This window comes from Acidovorax sp. (assembly GCF_046341535.1).
Classification (GTDB): domain Bacteria; phylum Pseudomonadota; class Gammaproteobacteria; order Burkholderiales; family Burkholderiaceae_C; genus Acidovorax.
The window spans coordinates 16631-35624 of the sequence record NZ_JBKDRI010000017.1; the positions used below are offsets into that span (position 1 = coordinate 16631).

Annotated in this window: 12 protein-coding genes; 9 read left to right on the forward strand and 3 right to left on the reverse strand. The window is 64.5% G+C overall.

Annotated elements, in window-relative coordinates; translation table 11 throughout:
* Window positions 1–9: 9 nt before the first annotated feature.
* The 3 genes from ACK543_RS00945 to ACK543_RS00955 all read left to right on the forward strand — a co-directional run bounded on the left by ACK543_RS00945 (window position 10) and on the right by ACK543_RS00955 (window position 5504).
* On the forward strand, window positions 10–3684 hold the full coding sequence (locus ACK543_RS00945; RefSeq protein ID WP_409941008.1) for a hydantoinase B/oxoprolinase family protein: 3675 nt from the start codon (window positions 10–12) through the stop codon (window positions 3682–3684).
* A 151-nt stretch (window positions 3685–3835) separates the two neighbouring features.
* The gene (locus ACK543_RS00950; protein WP_409941009.1) at window positions 3836–4420 is read left to right on the forward strand and encodes a hypothetical protein; all 585 of its coding nucleotides are present in this window, start codon (window positions 3836–3838) and stop codon (window positions 4418–4420) included.
* Window positions 4362–5504, forward strand: coding sequence for a methyl-accepting chemotaxis protein (locus tag ACK543_RS00955; RefSeq protein ID WP_409941010.1), 1143 nt, complete (start codon window positions 4362–4364; stop codon window positions 5502–5504). The genes ACK543_RS00950 and ACK543_RS00955 overlap by 59 nt, the downstream gene beginning before the upstream one ends.
* A 288-nt stretch (window positions 5505–5792) precedes the next feature.
* On the opposite strand, the gene ACK543_RS00960 is transcribed toward ACK543_RS00955, so the two are convergent.
* Window positions 5793–7493, reverse strand: a complete 1701-nt coding sequence (locus tag ACK543_RS00960) for an electron transfer flavoprotein-ubiquinone oxidoreductase (protein WP_409941011.1) — start codon at window positions 7491–7493, stop codon at window positions 5793–5795.
* A gap of 141 nt (window positions 7494–7634) precedes the next feature.
* Here ACK543_RS00960 and ACK543_RS00965 point away from each other — a divergent pair, with 141 nt between their 5' ends.
* The 4 genes from ACK543_RS00965 to ACK543_RS00980 all read left to right on the forward strand — a co-directional run bounded on the left by ACK543_RS00965 (window position 7635) and on the right by ACK543_RS00980 (window position 12238).
* Window positions 7635–8417 carry an SDR family oxidoreductase gene (locus ACK543_RS00965; protein ID WP_409941012.1) on the forward strand — a complete coding sequence of 261 codons (783 nt, stop codon included), beginning with the start codon at window positions 7635–7637 and terminating at the stop codon, window positions 8415–8417.
* 443 nt (window positions 8418–8860) lie between these two features.
* Window positions 8861–9850, forward strand: coding sequence for a Bug family tripartite tricarboxylate transporter substrate binding protein (locus ACK543_RS00970; protein WP_409941013.1), 990 nt, complete (start codon window positions 8861–8863; stop codon window positions 9848–9850).
* Window positions 9847–10845, forward strand: a complete 999-nt coding sequence (locus ACK543_RS00975) for a succinylglutamate desuccinylase/aspartoacylase family protein (protein ID WP_409941014.1) — start codon at window positions 9847–9849, stop codon at window positions 10843–10845. Before ACK543_RS00970 ends, ACK543_RS00975 begins: the two co-directional genes overlap by 4 nt.
* Before the next feature lie 205 nt (window positions 10846–11050).
* Window positions 11051–12238, forward strand: coding sequence for an ABC transporter substrate-binding protein (locus ACK543_RS00980; RefSeq protein WP_409941015.1), 1188 nt, complete (start codon window positions 11051–11053; stop codon window positions 12236–12238).
* A 174-nt stretch (window positions 12239–12412) separates the two neighbouring features.
* Here ACK543_RS00980 and ACK543_RS00985 read toward each other — a convergent pair whose 3' ends face one another.
* A complete protein-coding gene (locus ACK543_RS00985; protein WP_409941016.1) occupies window positions 12413–12853 on the reverse strand; it encodes an acyl-CoA thioesterase in 441 nt (146 codons plus the stop codon).
* Between the two features lie 232 nt (window positions 12854–13085).
* Window positions 13086–16139, reverse strand: coding sequence for an excinuclease ABC subunit UvrA (uvrA, locus tag ACK543_RS00990; protein WP_409941017.1), 3054 nt, complete (start codon window positions 16137–16139; stop codon window positions 13086–13088).
* A gap of 377 nt (window positions 16140–16516) precedes the next feature.
* Here uvrA and ACK543_RS00995 point away from each other — a divergent pair, with 377 nt between their 5' ends.
* Together ACK543_RS00995 and ssb are read left to right on the forward strand one after the other, a co-directional pair.
* Window positions 16517–17698, forward strand: a complete 1182-nt coding sequence (locus ACK543_RS00995) for an MFS transporter (protein WP_409941021.1) — start codon at window positions 16517–16519, stop codon at window positions 17696–17698.
* Between the two features lie 127 nt (window positions 17699–17825).
* Window positions 17826–18377 carry a single-stranded DNA-binding protein gene (gene ssb / locus ACK543_RS01000; RefSeq protein WP_409941018.1) on the forward strand — a complete coding sequence of 184 codons (552 nt, stop codon included), beginning with the start codon at window positions 17826–17828 and terminating at the stop codon, window positions 18375–18377.
* Window positions 18378–18994 lie beyond the last annotated feature (617 nt).

Below are 18994 nucleotides of genomic sequence, written 5' to 3' on the forward strand. Positions count from 1 at the left end.
GTTTTCACCATGCAAGCAACCACCTCATCCCGGGCCGAGCCCGCCGTCAGCCGCTGGCAGTTCTGGATCGACCGGGGCGGCACATTCACCGACCTGGTTGGCAAGCGCCCGGATGGGAGCCTCACGACGCACAAGCTGCTGTCTGAAAACCCCGAGCAGTACAAAGACGCCGCTGTGGCGGGCATTCGTCACCTGCTGGGTCTCAAGCCGGGCGAGCCCGTCACGCCCGACCTGGTCGAGTGCGTGAAGATGGGCACCACCGTCGCCACCAACGCGCTGCTGGAGCGCAAGGGCGAGCCGACCTTGTTGGTCACCACCCGTGGCTTTCGCGATGCGCTGCGCATTGCCTACCAAAACCGCCCGCGCCTGTTTGACCGCCATATTCAGTTGCCGGAGTTGCTCTACGCCGAAGTGATCGAGGCGCGCGAGCGCTTTGGCGCCCACGGCGATGTATTGCAGTTGCTGGACGAACCCACCTTGCGCGGTGACCTGCTGGCGGCCTATGCCCGGGGCCTGCGCAGCGTGGCTATCGTGTTCATGCACGGCTACCGCTACAGCGAGCACGAAAAAGCGGCAAAACGCATTGCGAAAGAAGTGGGTTTTACACAGATCAGCACCTCGCACGAAACCAGCCCGATGATGAAGTTCGTGAGCCGCGGCGACACGACCGTGGTGGACGCCTATCTCTCGCCCATCCTGCGCCGCTATGTGGAGCAGGTGGCCAGCGAGATGCCGGGCGTCAAACTGTTTTTCATGCAGTCGTCAGGCGGTCTGACGGATGCAGGTAACTTCCAGGGCAAGGACGCCATCTTGTCCGGCCCGGCAGGCGGCATTGTGGGTATGGCCCGCACCGCGGGTCTGGCAGGGCAGTCGCGGGTGATCGGGTTCGACATGGGCGGGACCAGCACCGACGTGAGTCACTATGCGGGCGAGTTCGAGCGCGAGTTTGAAACCCATGTGGCGGGCGTTCGCATGCGTGCTCCCATGATGAGCATCCACACCGTGGCAGCGGGGGGCGGGTCGGTGTTGGCCTATGACGGTGCTCGTTTCCGCGTGGGACCCGAGAGCGCGGGTGCCAACCCCGGGCCTGTGAGCTACCGGCGCGGCGGCCCGCTGGCGGTGACCGACGCGAACGTGATGGTGGGCAAGGTGCAGCCCCGATATTTTCCCAGCGTGTTCGGCCCGGCGGCCAACGAAACCCTTGACGCGCAGGCCGTGCGTGACCGCTTCGAGGCCATTGCCCAGCAGACGCAACGCAAGCCCGAGGAAGTGGCCGAAGGTTTTATCCAGATCGCCGTGCAGCAGATGGCCAACGCCATCAAGAAAATCAGTGTGGCGCGCGGCTACGATGTGACGCGCTACACCCTGCAATGTTTTGGCGGAGCCGGCGGGCAGCACGCCTGCCTGGTGGCTGATGCCCTGGGCATGACGCGCGTGTTGGTGCACCCGCTGGCGGGCGTGCTCAGCGCCTATGGCATGGGCCTGGCCGACCAGACCGTGATCCGCGAACAGGCTCTGGAGATGCCGCTGGCGGCTGAGGTTCTGCCACTGATCGCTGAGCGACTGGACGCCCTTGGATCGGCCGCGCAGACCGAGCTTGAGCGCGCGCAGGTCAGCAGCAGCCCGGTCACGGTGCGGCACAACGTGCATGTGCGTTACGAAGGCACCGACTCTGCTCTGGTGGTGCCGTTCGGCGACATGGCGCGCATTACAGAGGCGTTCGAGGCGGCCTATCGCCAGCGGTTTGCCTTTTTGATGCAGGGCAAGGGGCTCGTGGTGGAGGCCGTGTCGGTCGAGGCTGTGATTGCCGGCGATGCCCCTGCCGAACCGCGTCTTGCCGTGCACCCGCACCGCGAGTGCCCGCAACGCGAAACGGTACAGATGTACTCGGGCGGCCAGTGGCACCCAGCGGCCCTGGTCGTGCGTGAGGACCTGCGCCCGGGCGATGTGGTTCCGGGCCCCGCGATCATTGCCGAGAAGAACACCACGACGGTGGTCGAGCCGGGCTGGTCCGCCCGCCTCACGGACCTTGACCACATCATCCTGGACCGCGTGACCGCTCGCAAGGTGCAGTACGCGGCCGGCACCACGGTCGACCCGGTGCTGCTGGAGGTCTTTAACAACCTGTTCATGAACATTGCCGAGCAGATGGGCCTGCAGCTGCAAAACACGGCGTACTCGGTGAACATCAAGGAGCGGCTCGATTTCAGCTGCGCGCTGTTCGATGCAGCGGGCAACCTGATTGCCAACGCTCCTCACATGCCCGTGCATTTGGGCTCGATGGGCGAGAGCATCAAGACCGTGATCAACGAGAACGCTGGGCGGATGCATCCGGGCGATGTGTTCATGCTCAACGACCCCTACCACGGTGGCACCCATCTGCCTGATGTGACGGTGATTACGCCGGTGTATGTGAAGGACGGGCGTGAGCCCACCTTTTATGTGGGAAGCCGCGGCCACCACGCCGACATCGGTGGCACCACTCCTGGGTCGATGCCTCCGTTCTCGCAGCGCATTGAGGAGGAGGGCGTTCAGATCAACAACGTCAAGCTGGTCGATCGAGGCATCCTGCAGGAAGAGGCTGTGCTGGCGCTGTTGTCAACGGGTGGCGGCACCACCCCGTACCCCAGCCGCAACCCGCAGCAAAACCTGGCCGACCTGCGGGCGCAGATTGCTGCCAACGAAAAGGGTGTGCAGGAACTCTCCAAGATGGTTGATCAGTTCGGCCTGGATGTCGTGCAGGCCTACATGTGCCATGTGCAGGACAACGCTGAAGAGTCGGTGCGCCGCGTGATCACACGGCTCAAGGACGGGCAGTTCACCCTGCCCCTGGACAACGGCGCGCAGATCAGCGTGTCGGTCAAGGTCGATGCAGCCAAGCGCAGTGCGGTGATTGATTTTGCGGGCACCAGCGAGCAGCAGATCAACAACTTCAATGCACCCCGCGCCGTGTGCATGGCAGCCGTGCTCTACGTGTTTCGCACGCTGGTGGATGACGATATCCCCCTGAACGCGGGGTGCCTCAAGCCCCTGAAGGTGATCATCCCCCAGGGCAGCATGCTCAACCCGAACCCGCCCGCGTCGGTGGTGGCGGGTAATGTGGAAACATCCACGTGCATCACCAATGCCTTGTTGGGGGCCCTGGGCGTCATGGCGGGCAGCCAGCCCACCATGAACAACTTCACTTTTGGCAATGCCCAGTATCAGTACTACGAAACCATTTCGGGTGGCAGCGGTGCCGGGGCGGTGCTGGACGCCAACGGGCAGGTCAGCAGCGGTTTTGACGGTACCAGCGTGGTCCAGACACACATGACCAACTCGCGCCTGACCGACCCTGAGGTGCTGGAATTCCGTTTTCCGGTGGTGCTGGAGAGCTATGAGATCCAGCAGGGTTCGGGCGGCGCTGGCCGATGGACAGGCGGCAACGGCGGGGTGCGCCGCGTTCGCTTCCTTGAGGCGATGACGGCCAGCATCCTGTCGAACGGGCGCGTCCATCCCGCGTTCGGGATGGCGGGCGGTCTGCCGGGAAGCCCAGGAAGGAACCGCGTGATTCGATCAAGCGGCGCTGTGGAGGAGCTTGCCCATATCGGCGCTGCACAGATGGAGCCGGGAGATGTGTTTGAGATCACCACGCCAGGAGGCGGCGGCTGTGGAGAGCCGTTGCTTTCAACCGACTCCCGTTGACGCGGGCACGTATGCCGCCTTTCAAGATAATTCATGCGGGATTAGCATATCCAAATGTCATAAACCGTTCTCTTTGTGTAAGTTGCTTTTCAAAAAGTGACGGTGGGATGCAGCATCCAACGGCTCAGTGGTCAGAAAAAATGGAGGGTCAATGAACCAGCTTACTCGCGCAGAGCATCGGAATATGCCGGTCCGCAGCCAGAACTCGGACGAGCGCCCAGCCGCCGCGCCAAGGCCTTCCGCGCCCCCGGAGGCCAGCGCCACACCAGCGCTAGGCAAGCGCGGTCTCAGCGTGGGGCAAAAGCTGGCTGCCAGCTTTGCCATTCTGGGCCTGGCAGTGGCATTGCTCGGAACGACCACCTGGCTCACGGGGCAAAGCACCAGCCGCCGGGCGGGTACCCTCGCCAACGAGCAGCTTCCCATCGAGCGCGCTGTGCACGGCTGGAAGACGCAGTCGGTCCACACAGGCCAGATTGCCTTGCGCGCCTCGATTTCTCAAGATGTCTTTCCCCTCGTCGACGAGATGCGCAAGCTGCTCATTGCCGAAGGTGAACAGTATCAGCGCATCGAGGCGGCCCTGTCGTCAGCGTCCACCTCGGAGATCACGTCACCGTTGTGGGAGCAGACCAAGCAACAGCGCCAGCGCTATGCGGTGTTGCGCGACAACCTCATGCACAGTGCGTTGGAGTCGAAAAATCAGTCAAAAAGAGCTCAAGGAGCACGCGGCAGCGCTTGATAGCTACCTGGCGGCCATTGACCAGCTCCTTGCGGCTTCGGAGCAGTCCTCCCGCCAGGCGGCCGACACCATGATCAACGATGCGTCCCGGGCGCAGTGGATCAGTGCGATTTCGGTTGTGGTGGTCATAGGCCTGTCGGCACTGTTCGGGTGGCTGCTGCGCCGATCTATCGTGGTACCTCTGCGCCAGGCGTCCGAAGCGGCTTCTGTCGTGGCCAGCGGCGACCTCACCGTGCGCATGGTCCACCAGCGCAGCGACGAGATCGGTCAGCTGCTGACGTCGCTCAACAAAATGGTGGAGTCGCTGCACTTTGTGGTGACCGAGGTGCGCGATTCCGGCGAATCCATCCATGTGGCCAGCTCGGAGGTGGCAGCGGGCAATGCTGACCTGAGCGAGCGTACCGAGCTTGCGGCCAATAACCTGCAGCAGACGGCAGCGAGCATTGCGCAGTTGGCCGAGATGGTTGCCGCCAATGCGGACAGCACCCGCCAGGCCAACGAACTGGCGATGAGCGCCACGCAGGTGGCAACCAAGGGAGGCGAGGTGGTCAGCCAGGTGGTCGCGACCATGGATGAGATCAACGCCAGCAGCAAGAAAATTGCTGACATCGTGGGCATCATCGATGGCATTGCATTCCAGACCAACATTCTTGCGCTGAACGCGGCCGTGGAAGCGGCCCGTGCGGGTGAGCAGGGGCGCGGCTTCGCTGTCGTGGCCAGCGAAGTACGTGCGTTGGCGGGCCGCAGTGCCAACGCGGCCAAGGAAATCAAGACGCTGATTTCGGCCAGCGTGGGCAAGGTCAGTGATGGCGCGAAGCTGGTGGTCACAGCCGGTTCGACCATGGGCGACATCGTGAGCAGCGTGCAGCGGGTGACCACGCTGATGTCGGAGATCAACCATGCCAGCGCCGAGCAAAGCAGCCAGATTGGCCAGGTCAGCCGGGCGGTGGACCAGTTGGACGAGATGACGCAGCAAAACGCAGCGCTGGTGGAGGAGGGCGCGGCCGCAGCGCAAAGTTTGCAGGAGCAGGCCCAGCGGCTGGCAGGTGCCATGGGCCAGTTCCATCTGGTGCGGAGTGGTTAGACCGGGGCGTGGGCAGATCAAGCGGCCTTGGCCGCTCGCAGACTTGGCCCGGGGGGCAAGCGCTGGGAAAAGAAAAAGGGCTTGCCTGGGGAACCTCTGCATAACTCCCTGCGGTGTGTGCTGGCGCGGGCGCGGGCAGACCACGGCGTTGCTTTTCTTGCCAATAGCCATGCTATTGGCTGCAAAAAGCGCCTTGTGGCCTATCCCGATCCGCACCAGCGCATCCTCGCGAGGTTTTTGCAGAGCTTCCCTGGCAAGCCCCTTTTCTTGGGGCGTCACCCCATCGGGTCACATGCCCGCGTAGTTCGGCCCGCCGCCGCCTTCCGGCGTGACCCATACGATGTTCTGGGTGGGATCCTTGATGTCACAGGTCTTGCAGTGCACGCAGTTTTGCGCGTTGATCTGCAGGCGCTGCGCGCCCCCGCCCTTGGTCTCGTCGGGCACAAACTCGTACACGCCCGCAGGGCAGTAGCGCGCCTCGGGGCCGGCGTATTTGGCCAGGTTGATGCTGACCGGCACGCTGGCGTCTTTGAGCGTGAGGTGCGCGGGCTGGTTTTCCTCGTGGTTGGTGTTGCTGATGAACACGCTGGAGAGGCGGTCAAACGTGAGCTTGCCGTCGGGCTTGGGGTACACGATGGGCTTGCATTCGGCCGCGGGCTTCAGGTACGCATGGTCGGGCTTGTCGCGGTGCAGCGTCCACGGAATGTGGCCGCGCAGCACGAACTGCTCAAAACTGTTCATGAGCGTGGCGGTGGTCAGGCCGTACTTGAACCAGTTCTTGAAGTTGCGGTCTTTGTTGAGTTCGGTGTGCAGCCAGCTCTTTTCGAACGCCTCGGGGTAGGCTGTGAGTTCGTCGTGCTCGCGCCCGGCCACGATGGCGTCATAGGCCGCCTCGGCGGCCAGCATGCCGGACTTGATGGCAGCATGACTGCCTTTGATGCGACCGACATTCAGGTAGCCGGCATTGCAGCCCACCAGTGCGCCACCCGGGAAGATGGTCTTGGGCAGGGCGTTGATGCCGCTGGCATTGATGGCGCGCGCACCGTAGGACAGGCGCTTGGCGGTGACTTCGCCCTTGTCGTTTTCGAAGTAATAGCGAACGTTCGGGTGCGTCTTCCAGCGCTGGAATTCCTCAAACGGGCTGAGGTAGGGGTTGGTGTAGCCCAGGCCGGTGACAAAGCCTACGGCGACCTTGTTGCCTTCGAGGTGGTACAGGAAGGCGCCGCCGTAGGTGTCGTTGTCCATCGGCCAGCCGGCGGTGTGCATCACAAAGCCGGGCTGGTGGCGCTTGGGGTCGATCTCCCACAGCTCCTTGATGCCGATGCCAAAGCTTTGCGGGTCGCGGCCTGCATCGAGTTTGAAGCGTGCAATCAGCTGCTTGCCCAAGTGGCCCCGCGCGCCTTCGGCAAACACCGTGTACTTGCCCAGCAGCTCCATGCCAAGCTGAAAGTTTTCGGAGGGCTCGCCATCTTTGCCCACGCCCAGGTTGCCGGTGGCCACGCCGCGCACGGCCCCGTTTTCGTTGTAGAGAACCTCTGCGGCGGTGAACCCCGGAAAGATTTCAACACCCAGCGCTTCGGCCTGCTCGCCCAGCCACTTGGTCAGGTGGCCCAGGCTGATGATGTAGTTGCCATGGTTTTGCGCGAAGGGCGGCAAAAACATGTTGGGCACGCGAAAGCCCGATTGTTCGCTCAGGAAGATATAGGCGTCGTCGGTGACCGGCTGGTTCAGCGGCGCGCCGCGTTGCTTCCAGTCGGGAATCAGCTCGGTCAGGGCCTTGGGATCCATGATGGCCCCCGACAGGATGTGAGCGCCAGGCTCCGAGCCTTTTTCGAGCACGACCACCGACACGTCCTGGCCCTTTTCGGCGGCCAACTGCTTAATGCGGATGGCTGTGGCCAGCCCGCCCGGGCCGCCGCCTACCACCACCACGTCATAGTCCATCGATTCGCGCGGGCCATAGGTGTTGAGAATGTCTTCGTTGGTCATGGTCTGGTCGTTGGGCGTTTGATAATTGGGGTTGGCGCGAGGGCAGCGGGCAATGCCGTTCCGGTCCGGCAGCTGATTGTATTCAGGCTTGCGCTCGCCATTGAACGACCGTTCTTTTTTTGATCCATAGAGGGACTCCAAATGGCCTACAGCATCGATTTGTCCGGGCGGGTGGCTTTTGTCACCGGTGCATCCAGCGGTCTGGGCGCGCAGTTTGCGCGCACCCTGGCGCGCGCCGGTGCCGGGGTGGTGCTGGCCAGCCGCCGCGTGGAAAAACTCAAGGAGCTGCGCGCGCGCATCGAGGGGGAGGGCGGTGATGCCCATGTGGTCGAGTTGGATGTCACGGACCACGATTCCATCAAGTCGGCAGTAGCCCATGCCGAAACGGAAATGGGCTCTATCGATATCCTGGTCAACAACTCGGGCGTGAGCACGACGCAACGCCTTCAGGATGTGACCTCTGATGACTACGATTTCGTGTTTGACACCAACGTCAAGGGAGCCTTCTTTGTGGCGCAGGAGGTGGGCAAGCGCATGCTGGCCCGCTCCAAGGGCGCTGCGCCCGGCAGCTTCACGGGTGGGCGCATCATCAACATCGCGTCGATGGCCGGGCTCAAGGTGCTGCCGCAGATTGGCGTGTACTGCATGAGCAAGGCGGCCGTGGTGCACATGACGCGTGCCATGGCGGTGGAGTGGGGCAAGTTTGGCATCAACGTGAACGCCATTTGCCCAGGCTACATCGACACCGAGATCAACCATCACCATTGGCAGACCGAGCAGGGCCAAAAACTCATCCACATGCTGCCGCGCAAGCGGGTGGGCAGCCCGCAGGATCTGGATGCGCTGCTGGTGATGCTGGCCAGCGACGAGAGTCACTTTGTGAATGGGGCCGTGATCGCCGCGGACGACGGCTTTGCGGTATAGGGCCTGTTCACACGATCTTGTCCGATGTGTGGCGATTCAACCTAAAAACGGCAGTTGACCGCTTGTCATCTTGCCGCACACCGCGTGGACTCGGGCCTTGGGTTGTTTTCGCAGCCTCACCTTTGGGGTGATAGCGCTATGCACTTGCCAGCACCGCTTTTGGAGCGCCATGCGGTGTTGCTCCTCCTTGCAGGCACGAGCCTGCCGCGTCGTCGCGCCTTGCCTGGCACCCCAACAGCAGCGCTGGCAAATGCATCCAACTGCCGTTTTCAGGCTGACTCCTCGCCTTAGAACCAAACTGGCACTGGCTGGTGCCGGTTTGGCACCAACCAGATCGCGGGAGACTTGAACAATCGAGGCACGGCCACTGCCTGCACACGCGCTGCGTGCCCTTTCGGGCAGGCCGCTTGCAAGGCAGACCGACGCCTCGACAAGGAGTCCCCATGCCCACCACCTGCCCGTCCAAACTCCGCCGCGCCGCTCTGCTGAGCGGCCTTGCCCTGTTGGCTGCCACCCCCGCGTTTGCACAGGATGCTCCCTGGCCGTCCAAGCCCATCACCATCGTCGTCGGTTACCCGCCCGGTGGCAGCACAGACCTGAACGGCCGGGCGGTCGCTACCGAACTGAGCGCCAGACTCGGCGTGCCGGTGATCGTCGAGAACATCGGCGGTGCTGGCGGCGCCCTTGGCGCGCAAAAGGTGGCCAGCGCCGCGCCCGATGGCTACACCCTCCTGGTGGGTGCCAACAATGAGCTCGCCATCAAGAAGCTGGTGTCCGGGAACAAGGTCAAGTACGACGTGAAGGACTTCACGGCGATTGGCCTGATTGCCTCTCAGCCCATGGTGCTGGTGGCGTCCCAGGGCGCTGGGGTGAAGAACCTGGCCGAATTCACGCGCAAAGTGTCCAGCAACCCTGGCAAGTTCAGCTACGGCAGCTCGGGCGTGGGGACCGCGCTGCATCTGGCGGGCGAGATGGTCAAGGAGCAGGGCAAGCTGTTCATGACGCACATCGCCTACCGCGGCGTCGCCCCCATCACGAATGACCTCCTGGGCAACCACCTGGAGTACGGCGTGTATGTCCTCTCCAGCGGCCTGCCCCACATCCGCAGCGGCAAGGTGATCGCTCTGGGCACAACCGAAGCCAAGCGTTCGGCCGTCACGCCCGATATCCCGGCCCTGGCCGAAACCCCGCTGTTCAAGAACGTGGATATCGGCGTCTGGTTTGCGCTGATGGGCCCGGCAAATCTGCCCAAGCCGGTGTTCGACAAGCTCAAGAAGGCGCTCAACGAAACGCTGCAGTCGCCCGATTTCCGGAAAAAGATGGAAGAAAGCGGCTCTACGGTGGCTGCGACCACGGTCAACCTTGACCAGTTCCTGGCCACCGAAGTGGTCAAGTACAAAAAGATCGTCGACTACGCAAAGATCGAAGAATGATCTCCCGGGACGACCTCAGCGTGCCGCCGCTTTCCTTTCGTCTGCCCGCGCCGGACATCAGCGCCTGGCGCGCGGGCAATACAGGTACCGAAGGCGTGTGGCATTTCGATTCGGGCGCACCCGGCCGCCGCGTGATGGTCAGCGCACTGCTGCATGGCAACGAGCTGTGCGGTGCCTGGGCGCTCAAGGGCCTGCTCGAAGCGGGGCTGCGCCCGGAGCGCGGCACGCTCACGCTGGCGTTTTGCAACCTGGAGGCGTTTGACGGGTTTGACCCCGCCCATCACGACGCCTCGCGCTTCACCGACGAGGACTTCAACCGCCAGTGGCTCGATGAGCGCATCGACGCTGCCAACACGCGCGAGCGCCGCCGCGCCGCGGCGCTCAGGCCCTTTGTGGCGCAGTCCGACTGGCTGCTGGATATCCACTCCATGCACGAGCCCTCGGCGCCGCTGCTGCTCACCGGCCTGCAGCCGCGCAACCTGCAGCTTGCCCGCGCCATGCGTTCGCCAGAGTTTGTTGTGGTCGATGCGGGCCACCAGGACGGCGTGCGCATGCGCGACTACGGGCGCTTTGGCGCGCTCTCCGATGCCCCGGGGCACGACACGCGATCGTTGCTGATCGAATGCGGTTTCCATGGCGACCCGGCCAGCCGGGCCGTGGCGCAGGACCAGTGCGTGCGCTTTCTGGAGCAGGCGGGTGCGCTGGAGGCAGACTCGCTTACTCGCCAACTGCCCGGCTGGCGCCTGCCCGACGCCCCACGCCAGTGGGCGCTCGAAGTCACCGGGTCGGTGGTGGCCCGCAGCAGCGCCTTTCGCTTTGTAGCGCCATTTACCGGGCTGGAGGTGTTCGAGAAGGCAGGTTCGGTGATTGGCGACAACGATGGTGTGCCCGTGGTCACCCCTTACGACGACTGCGTGCTGGTGATGCCGTCGGTGCGCCAGGCCAGGGCGGGGGTGACGGTGGTGCGCTTTGCGCGGCGAGCACCGCTGCACTGAACCGCTTGCATGCCGGGCCGTGTCGGTCCTCTCAATGGCTTCGAGGCAGGACGCGCGGCTCGCCCGCAACCGGGGAAAGCAGGCCGACCGAGGACACCATAGGTTTTCATAAACATTCCAAATGGGACTGTTATCAGGCGCATCCATCGTTTGTCAATGCTTGATACAAACCGTAACCTGAAGTCTCTCACTAAGGAGAAGCTCCATGCAATTCCGCCAGATGTTCTCAGCGCTTGCCGCTGCCGTCTCAAACCAGAAAAGGCTGATCGCCGTGAAGTTGTGGGCAGTGGTCTTGCTGCTGCTCGCACCGCTTCAAGGGATTGCCCAGGATCTGTCCAAAAGCGATATCGTGCTGGGCCAGTCCGCGTCTTTCACCGGAAGCTTTGCAGGCCAGGCCGCGGCGTACCGCGATGGCGCGTTGCTGTACTTCAACGAGGTGAATCGACAGGGCGGTATTTATGGGCGGAAAATTCGCCTGGTGTCGCTGGATGACCAGTACAAGCCCGAACTGGCCATCCAAAACACGGTGAAATTGCTCGAAGAGCACAAGGCGTTTGCGCTCACGCACTACACCTGGACGCCGGTGGCGCGGGCGGTGATTCCGGTGGCGACCGACAACAAGGTGCCTTTTTTTGCGCCCTACACGGGGGCGGCCGACATCTATAAGTCCAGCAGCCCGATGGTTTTCACGGTGCGAGCGAGCTTTCAGGCCGAGCTGGAAAACATCATCCGGCACATCACCACGCTGGGCATCCGCAACATTGCGTTCGTGCGCTACACCAGCAAGACCGGCGACGAGTTGCAGGCCGATGTGCAGAAACTGCTCGAAAAATATGGTGCCACGCTGGTGGGCACGGGCAGCATGCCCAATAACTCTGCGAAGCCGGAAAACGCCATCAAGCAGCTGGCGCCGGTCTCGGCGCAGGCGGTACTGCTGGGGGTGTCGGGTGCCGACGCGGTGGCCTTCATCAAGGGCTATGAGGCAGCCACGGGGCGCAAGTCGCAGTACTACGCCCGCAGCCTGGTGGGCGCAAGCCAACTGGCCCAGGATCTGGGCGACCAGGCTTTCGGCATCTCGGTCACGCAACTGGTGCCCAACCCGTTCAAGCAGGTCGCCGAGGTGAGCAAGGAATACAACCGCCTGCTCAAAAGCAGCGGCTCTGCTGCAAAGCCCGACTACATCTCGTTTGAAGGCTTTATCGCCGCCAAGGTGTTGTGCGAGGCCTTAAAGCGCACCAAACAGCCGCTGACACGCGCCGGATTTTTGCAAACCCTGTCCAACATGCGCGTCGATGTGGGCGGGTACGAAGTCGCATTCCGCCCAGGCAACCAAAACGGCTCCGAGTTTGTGGACATGACCATGATCGGGCGCGACGGCCGTTTGATCAATTGAACCTAAACACGGCAAGTGCATAGCGCTGTCACCCGAAAAGTGAGGCTGCGAAAACAACGCAAGGCGCAAGTCCACGCGATGTGCGGCAAGATTAAAAGCGGTCAACTGCCGTTTTTAGGTTGAAACCGCCATCGACCAACAGCGCGCAAGCGGTGTGACGCAGGCCAGAATGCATCACGCCGCTCGTGCGGCGTCCAGATGGGCACGCACACGCTGCGCCAGCGCAATGTCGCCGGGGGTCTCTGGCACCCACTTGTCCACGTGGCGTGGCAGCTCATCGGCATCCACAGCGGTGTAGGTGGCCACGCAGTGCATCACATCGTGCAGCGGCCCACCCTGCACGCTGCCGCTTCGTACTTCCACCACCAGGTTCAGGGTTGCCTCGTGGGCATAGGCCAGGCGGGCATGCACCTCCACCAGGTCACCAGGCCGGATGGTCCGTGTGAAATTGGCTCCGCTCACAAACTGTGTAATGCACGGCCCACGGGCCCAGGCACTGGCGCACGCAAAGCCCGCCTCATCCACCCAGTGCAGCACGGTGCCGCCCGGGATACGCGCCGCCGATGCGGGCATGGTGTGGTGCGAAGCAAGAAAACGCAGCGTGATCGATTGCATGGCAGGCTCCTGGCCAGGGACTCGGCACATTATCCCCATCGGCCGCAACCCCGCTGCCGCCCGCCATGCCGAACGGGCCAGCCTGGGTGCCAGCCGGTGCGATACGCGCAAGGCCGGTGCCGCCCATGCAGCAGGTGTGCATCCTGCCGCGTAGTGACTGTTGTGGTATCGTGGTAGTTGCTATAACAATAATAGCTAGCAGAGCCCTATCGACGTGCGCAACAGGCTATTTTCAGTCTGATTTTTGCCCCAGATACGGCCTGAGGTACCGCCCCGTGTGGCTCGCCGGGTTGGCCGCCAGTTCCTCGGGCGTGCCCACGCCCACCACGGTGCCTCCTCCTGCGCCGCCCTCGGGGCCCATGTCGATGAGCCAGTCGGCGGTTTTGATGACGTCCAGGTTGTGCTCGATGATGACAATGGTGTTGCCCGCATCGCGCAACTGGTGCAGCACCTTGAGCAGCAGGTCGATGTCGGCAAAGTGCAGGCCGGTGGTGGGCTCGTCCAGGATGTAGAGCGTGCGGCCGGTGTCGCGTTTGGACAGCTCCTGCGCCAGCTTGACCCGCTGGGCCTCACCCCCCGAGAGCGTGGTCGCAGCCTGGCCCAGGCGGATGTACGACAAGCCCACATCCAGCAGCGTCTGCAGCTTGCGCGCGATGGTTGGCACGTCCTTGAAGTAGGCCGCAGCGTCCTCCACCGTCAGATCCAGAATCTGCGCAATGTTCTTGCCCTTCCACTGCACTTCCAGCGTCTCACGGTTGTAGCGCTGGCCGTGGCAGACGTCGCAAGGCACGTACACGTCGGGCAGAAAGTGCATCTCCACCTTCACCACGCCGTCGCCCTGGCAGGCCTCGCAGCGGCCACCGCCTGCCGATTGCGACACGTTGAAGGAAAAGCGCCCCGGGCCGTAGCCGCGTTCCTTGGCCGTGTTGGTCTCGGCCATCAGTTCGCGGATGGGTGTGAACAGGCCGGTGTAGGTGGCCGGGTTGCTGCGCGGCGTGCGGCCAATGGGGCTTTGGTCCACGTTGATGACCTTGTCGAAGTATTCGATGCCCACGATCTCTTCGTGGGCGGCCGGTTCTTCGTGCGCGCGGTGCACCTGCCGCGCCACGGCGGCGTACAGCGTGTCATTGACCAGCGTGCTCTTGCCCGAGCCCGACACGCCGGTCACGCAGGTGAGCAGCCCCACGGGGAAGTCCACCGTGACGCCCTTCAAATTGTTGCCCGTGGCCCCCACCACGCGCAGCGCCTGCACGGCCCCCTGGCGCGCATGGTGTTCGGCTATGCGCTCGGCGCGGCGCTTGCTGGCCTCGGTTTGCGGAAAGCGCGACTTGGCCTTGGCCTCGACCACGGGCGCGGGCTGGTCCAGCACGGGCAGCCAGGGCGTGCGCCGCTTTGGTACGGCAATGGTGCGCGTGCCCGACAGGTATTGGCCCGTGAGCGACTGCGCGTTGGCACGCACCTGTTCGTACGTACCCTGCGCCATCACGCGCCCGCCGTGCACGCCCGCGCCAGGGCCCATGTCGATCACATGGTCGGCGGCGCGCATCATGTCCTCGTCGTGCTCCACCACGATCACGCTGTTGCCAATGTCGCGCAGGTGCTTGAGCGTGGCGATCAGGCGGTCGTTGTCGCGCTGGTGCAGGCCGATGCTGGGTTCGTCCAGCACATACATCACGCCAGTGAGGCCCGATCCGATTTGCGACGCCAGGCGAATGCGCTGCGCCTCGCCGCCCGACAGCGTCTCGGCGCTGCGGTCCAGGCTCAGGTAGCTCAGGCCCACGTCGTTCAAGAACTGCAGCCGCGTGGCAATTTCACGCACTACCTTGTCGGCAATGTCAGCCTTGGCACCGGTGAGCGTCAGGGCATGGAACCAGGCGAGCGCATCGCTCAACGTGGCATGGCTCACTTCGTAAATGGCGCGGGCCTGCTGGCCTTCGCCCACCCGCACATGGCGGGCCTCGCGGCGCAGGCGGGTACCGTGGCATTCGGGGCAGGGCTGCGTGCTGCGAAAGCGCGCCAGATCCTCGCGCACCACCACCGAGTCGGTCTCGCGGTAGCGCCGCGCCATGTTGGGGATGATGCCCTCGAACGGATGCTTTTTGGTGTGCGCCTTGCCCTTGGAGGCACCGCTGTCCATGATGTAGGTGAAGGCGATTTCCTCGTTGCCCGAGCCATGCAGGATGGCGTGCTGCACCGGCGCGGGCAGTGACTCAAAGGGCGCTTCGATGTCGAACGCGTAGTGCCGGGCCAGGCTCTCGAGCATCGCAAAGTAGTAGCCGTTGCGCCGGTCCCAGCCCTTGATCGCGCCGCTGGCCAGGCTCAGGGTGGGAAAGGCCACCACGCGCGCCGGGTCGAACACCTCACGCTGGCCAATGCCGTCACACGCCGGGCATGCGCCCATGGGCGAGTTGAACGAGAACAGGCGCGGCTCCAGCTCGGGCAGCGCGTAGCTGCACACCGGGCAGGCAAACTTGCTGCTAAACAGGTGCTCATGGCCCGTATCCATCTCCAGCGCCAGCACGCGGCCGTTGCCGTCATGCCCGCCCACGCGCAGGGCCGCTTCGATGCTCTCGGCCAGACGCTGGGCCAGGTCGGCCCGCACCTTGACGCGGTCGATCACCACGTCGATATCGTGCTTTTCGGTCTTTTTGAGCTGCGGCAGGTTCTCGTGCTCGTAAATCTGCCCATCCACCCGGAACCGTATGTAGCCCAGCGCCTGCATCTGCGCAAACAGCTCGGTGAACTCGCCCTTCTTGTCGCGCGCCACGGGCGCAAGAATCATGAGCTTGGTGTCCTCGGGCAGGGCCAGCACGGCGTCCACCATCTGGCTGACCGTCTGCGCGGCCAGCGGCAGGCCGTGGTCGGGGCAGTAGGGCGTGCCTGCGCGGGCATACAGCAGGCGCAGGTAGTCGTGGATCTCGGTGACCGTGCCCACGGTCGAGCGCGGGTTGTGGCTGGTGGCCTTTTGCTCGATGGAAATCGCGGGCGACAGGCCCTCGATCAGGTCCACATCGGGCTTGTCCAGCCGCCCCAGAAACTGCCGCGCATAGGCCGACAGACTCTCCACATACCGCCGCTGGCCCTCGGCATACAGGGTGTCAAACGCCAGGCTCGACTTGCCCGAGCCCGACAGCCCCGTGATCACCACCAGCTGATTGCGGGGGATGTTCAGATCAATGTTCTTGAGGTTGTGCGTGCGCGCCCCACGGATGCTGATGCGCTGCTCGCCCAGGATGCGGGCAAGGTAGGGGCCATCTGCGGAAAGGGTGTCGTCGGGGCGGTTCACAGGCGCGGTGTTCAAAGGCAAACCCAGCATCATAGGCTGCGCTGCCCGCACGGGCATTCGCCGCTGAGCTTGGGCCCCAGCCATGGCTGCCGCATCGACCCCACGCCGGGCGCGATGCCGGGTTGGCTGCGCTGCCCGTACGGCCGGGGTGTGGGCAGGCGCAGCGCTGCCGTTGGCAAGCGGCTCCAACGCTCGCGCCCATTCGGGGCCGCGGCCTACCGGCCCAAACCGCTGCGCCGTCGCGACCGGCCGACCCCGCACCGGCCAATGGGCGAAAATCCCGCCTTTGCTTCATCAGGCCTGAGCGCACCACCGTGCTGGATTCCTCCCTGTCTTTGTCCGATACCGTCGCGCAGCCGCCTTCTGCCAGCACCCGCATGACGGCCCTGGAGCGCCGGGCGAGCGTCAGCCTGGCACTGATCTTTGCCCTGCGCATGCTGGGCCTGTTTCTGGTCTTGCCCGTGTTTGCGCTGGAGGCCCGCAAGTACCCGGGCGGCGACGACCCGGTCCTGGTGGGGCTGGCCATGGGTATTTATGGGCTCACGCAGGCGGTGTTGCAGTTGCCGCTGGGCATGGCGTCCGACCGGTTCGGGCGCAAGCGGGTCATCGTGCTGGGGCTGCTGGTGTTTGCCGGGGGCAGCTTGCTGGCGGCGCTGGCTGATTCGCTGACCGGTCTGCTGGTGGGGCGCGCATTGCAGGGCGCGGGCGCGGTGTCGGCGGCGGTGACGGCGCTGCTGGCGGACCAGACGCGCGACGAAGTGCGTACCAAGGCGATGGCCATGGTGGGCGGCAGCATCGGCCTGATGTTTGCCGTGGCCCTGGTGGCCGCACCGCCGCTCACGGCGGTCCTCGGGCTGTCGGGCCTGTTTGCGCTGACCTGCCTGCTGGCGCTGGCGGGCGTGGCCGTGATGCTGTGGTGGGTGCCCCCGGAGTCCGGCGCGCTGCGGCAGGCACCGCGCGGCCGTCTGGCCGATGCATGGGCGCATCCCGATCTGCTGCGCCTGAACCTGGGCGTGTTTGTGCTGCACACCGTGCAACTGTCGATGTGGGTGGCGGTGCCTGCCATGCTGGTGCAGGCGGGCCTGGGCAAGGAACTCCACTGGCAGGTCTACCTGCCTGCCGTGGTGCTGTCGTTTGTCACCTTGGGCGGACTGTTTGCGCTGGAGCGCGGCGGCCGCCTGCGGGGCGCGCTGCTGGGTGCCATCGGGCTGGTGCTGGCGGTGCAGGTCGGGCTGTGGGGGCTGGCGGCCAGCGGTGCTGCGCCCACGCTGTGGCTGCTGGGGCCGCTGCTGTTTGTGTTTTTTTGCGGATTCAATGCGCTGGAGGCCAGCCTGCCCAGCCTAGTTTCGCGCATGGCTCCGGCCCCGGTGCACGGCGCGGCGCTGGGCAGCTACAACACCTTGCAGTCGCTGGGGCTGTTTGCGGGCGGCGCGCTGGGCGGCGCGCTGGTCAAGTGGGCGGGCGCCCCTGGGCTGTTTGCCACCACGGCCGCCCTCACGGCCCTGTGGCTGGTGCTGACCTGGCCCTTGCGCCCTGTGGGGGGGCGTAACGCACGCTGACCCAGCGCGGGCTGGGGGGCATCCATGCGGCCCCCCAGCCGCTGGGTGTTGCGGCACAATGCTTCGCTCTGGCGCTCGGAATTCCCTCACATCCAGCGCTTTTACCGTTACCTTTGAAGGCACTTCCATGGCATCTGTGAACAAAGTCATCATCGTCGGCAATCTGGGCCGCGACCCCGAAATGCGCACCTTCCCCAGCGGCGACCAGGTGGCCAATGTGACCATTGCCACCACCGACAAGTGGAAAGACAAACAGTCCGGCGAGATGAAGGAGGCCACCGAGTGGCACCGCGTGGTGTTCAATGGCCGCCTGGCCGAGATCGTCGGCCAGTACCTGCGAAAGGGCTCGCAGGTGTATGTGGAAGGCTCGCTGCGCACGCGCAAGTGGACGGACCAGAGCGGCGTGGAAAAGTACAGCACCGAGATCCGCGCCGACCAGATGCAAATGCTGGGCAGCCGCCAGGGCATGGGCGGCGGCCAGCCGGGCGGTGGTGGCGGCTACGACGATGGCGGCTACGGCGGCGCGGACCAGGGCGGCTACGACCAGGCCCCGCGCCGCGCCGCGGCCCCCGCGGGCCGCGCGCCCGCACCCCCGCAGCGGCCCGCCCCGGCCCCGGCGGCGCCGGCCCCCCGCGCCGCCTCGGGCTTTGACGACATGGACGACGACATTCCGTTCTGATCGCCGCGTTCGGCGTTCGGCAACCACGGCCCGGCGGCTTGCGCTGCGGGCCGTTTTTCATGGGGCTGCGGCACCTTGCCCGGCGCGCTGCCAAGGGGCGGGCTCAGCCCTGCCGAGCCAGGAGCCGGGTTTTAGCGGGCTTGTGGTGCTGATGCGCGCCCGGGTCACCCTAAAAACGGCAGTTGGATGCATTTGCCAGCGCTGCTTTTGGGGCGCCAGGCAAGGAGAAGCAACACCGCATGGCGCTCCAAAAGCGGTGCTGGCAAGTGCATAGCGCTGTCACCCAAAAGGTGAGGCTGAGAAAACAAAGCAAAGCGCGAGTCCACGCGACGTGCGGCAAGATGACAAGCGGTCAACTACCGTTTTTAGGATGATCCTAAAAACGGCAGTCGGATGCATTTGCCAGCGCTGCTGTTGGGGCGCCAGGCAAGGCGCGACGACGCGGCAGGCTTGTGCCTGCAAGAAGGCGCAACACGGCATGGCGCTCCAAAAGCGGTGCTGGCAAGTGCATAGCGCTGTCACCCCCAAGGTGAGGATGCGAAAACACGCAAGGCCCGCGTTCACGCGGTGTGCGGCAAGATGACAAGCGGTCAACTGCCGTTTTTAGGATGATGCAA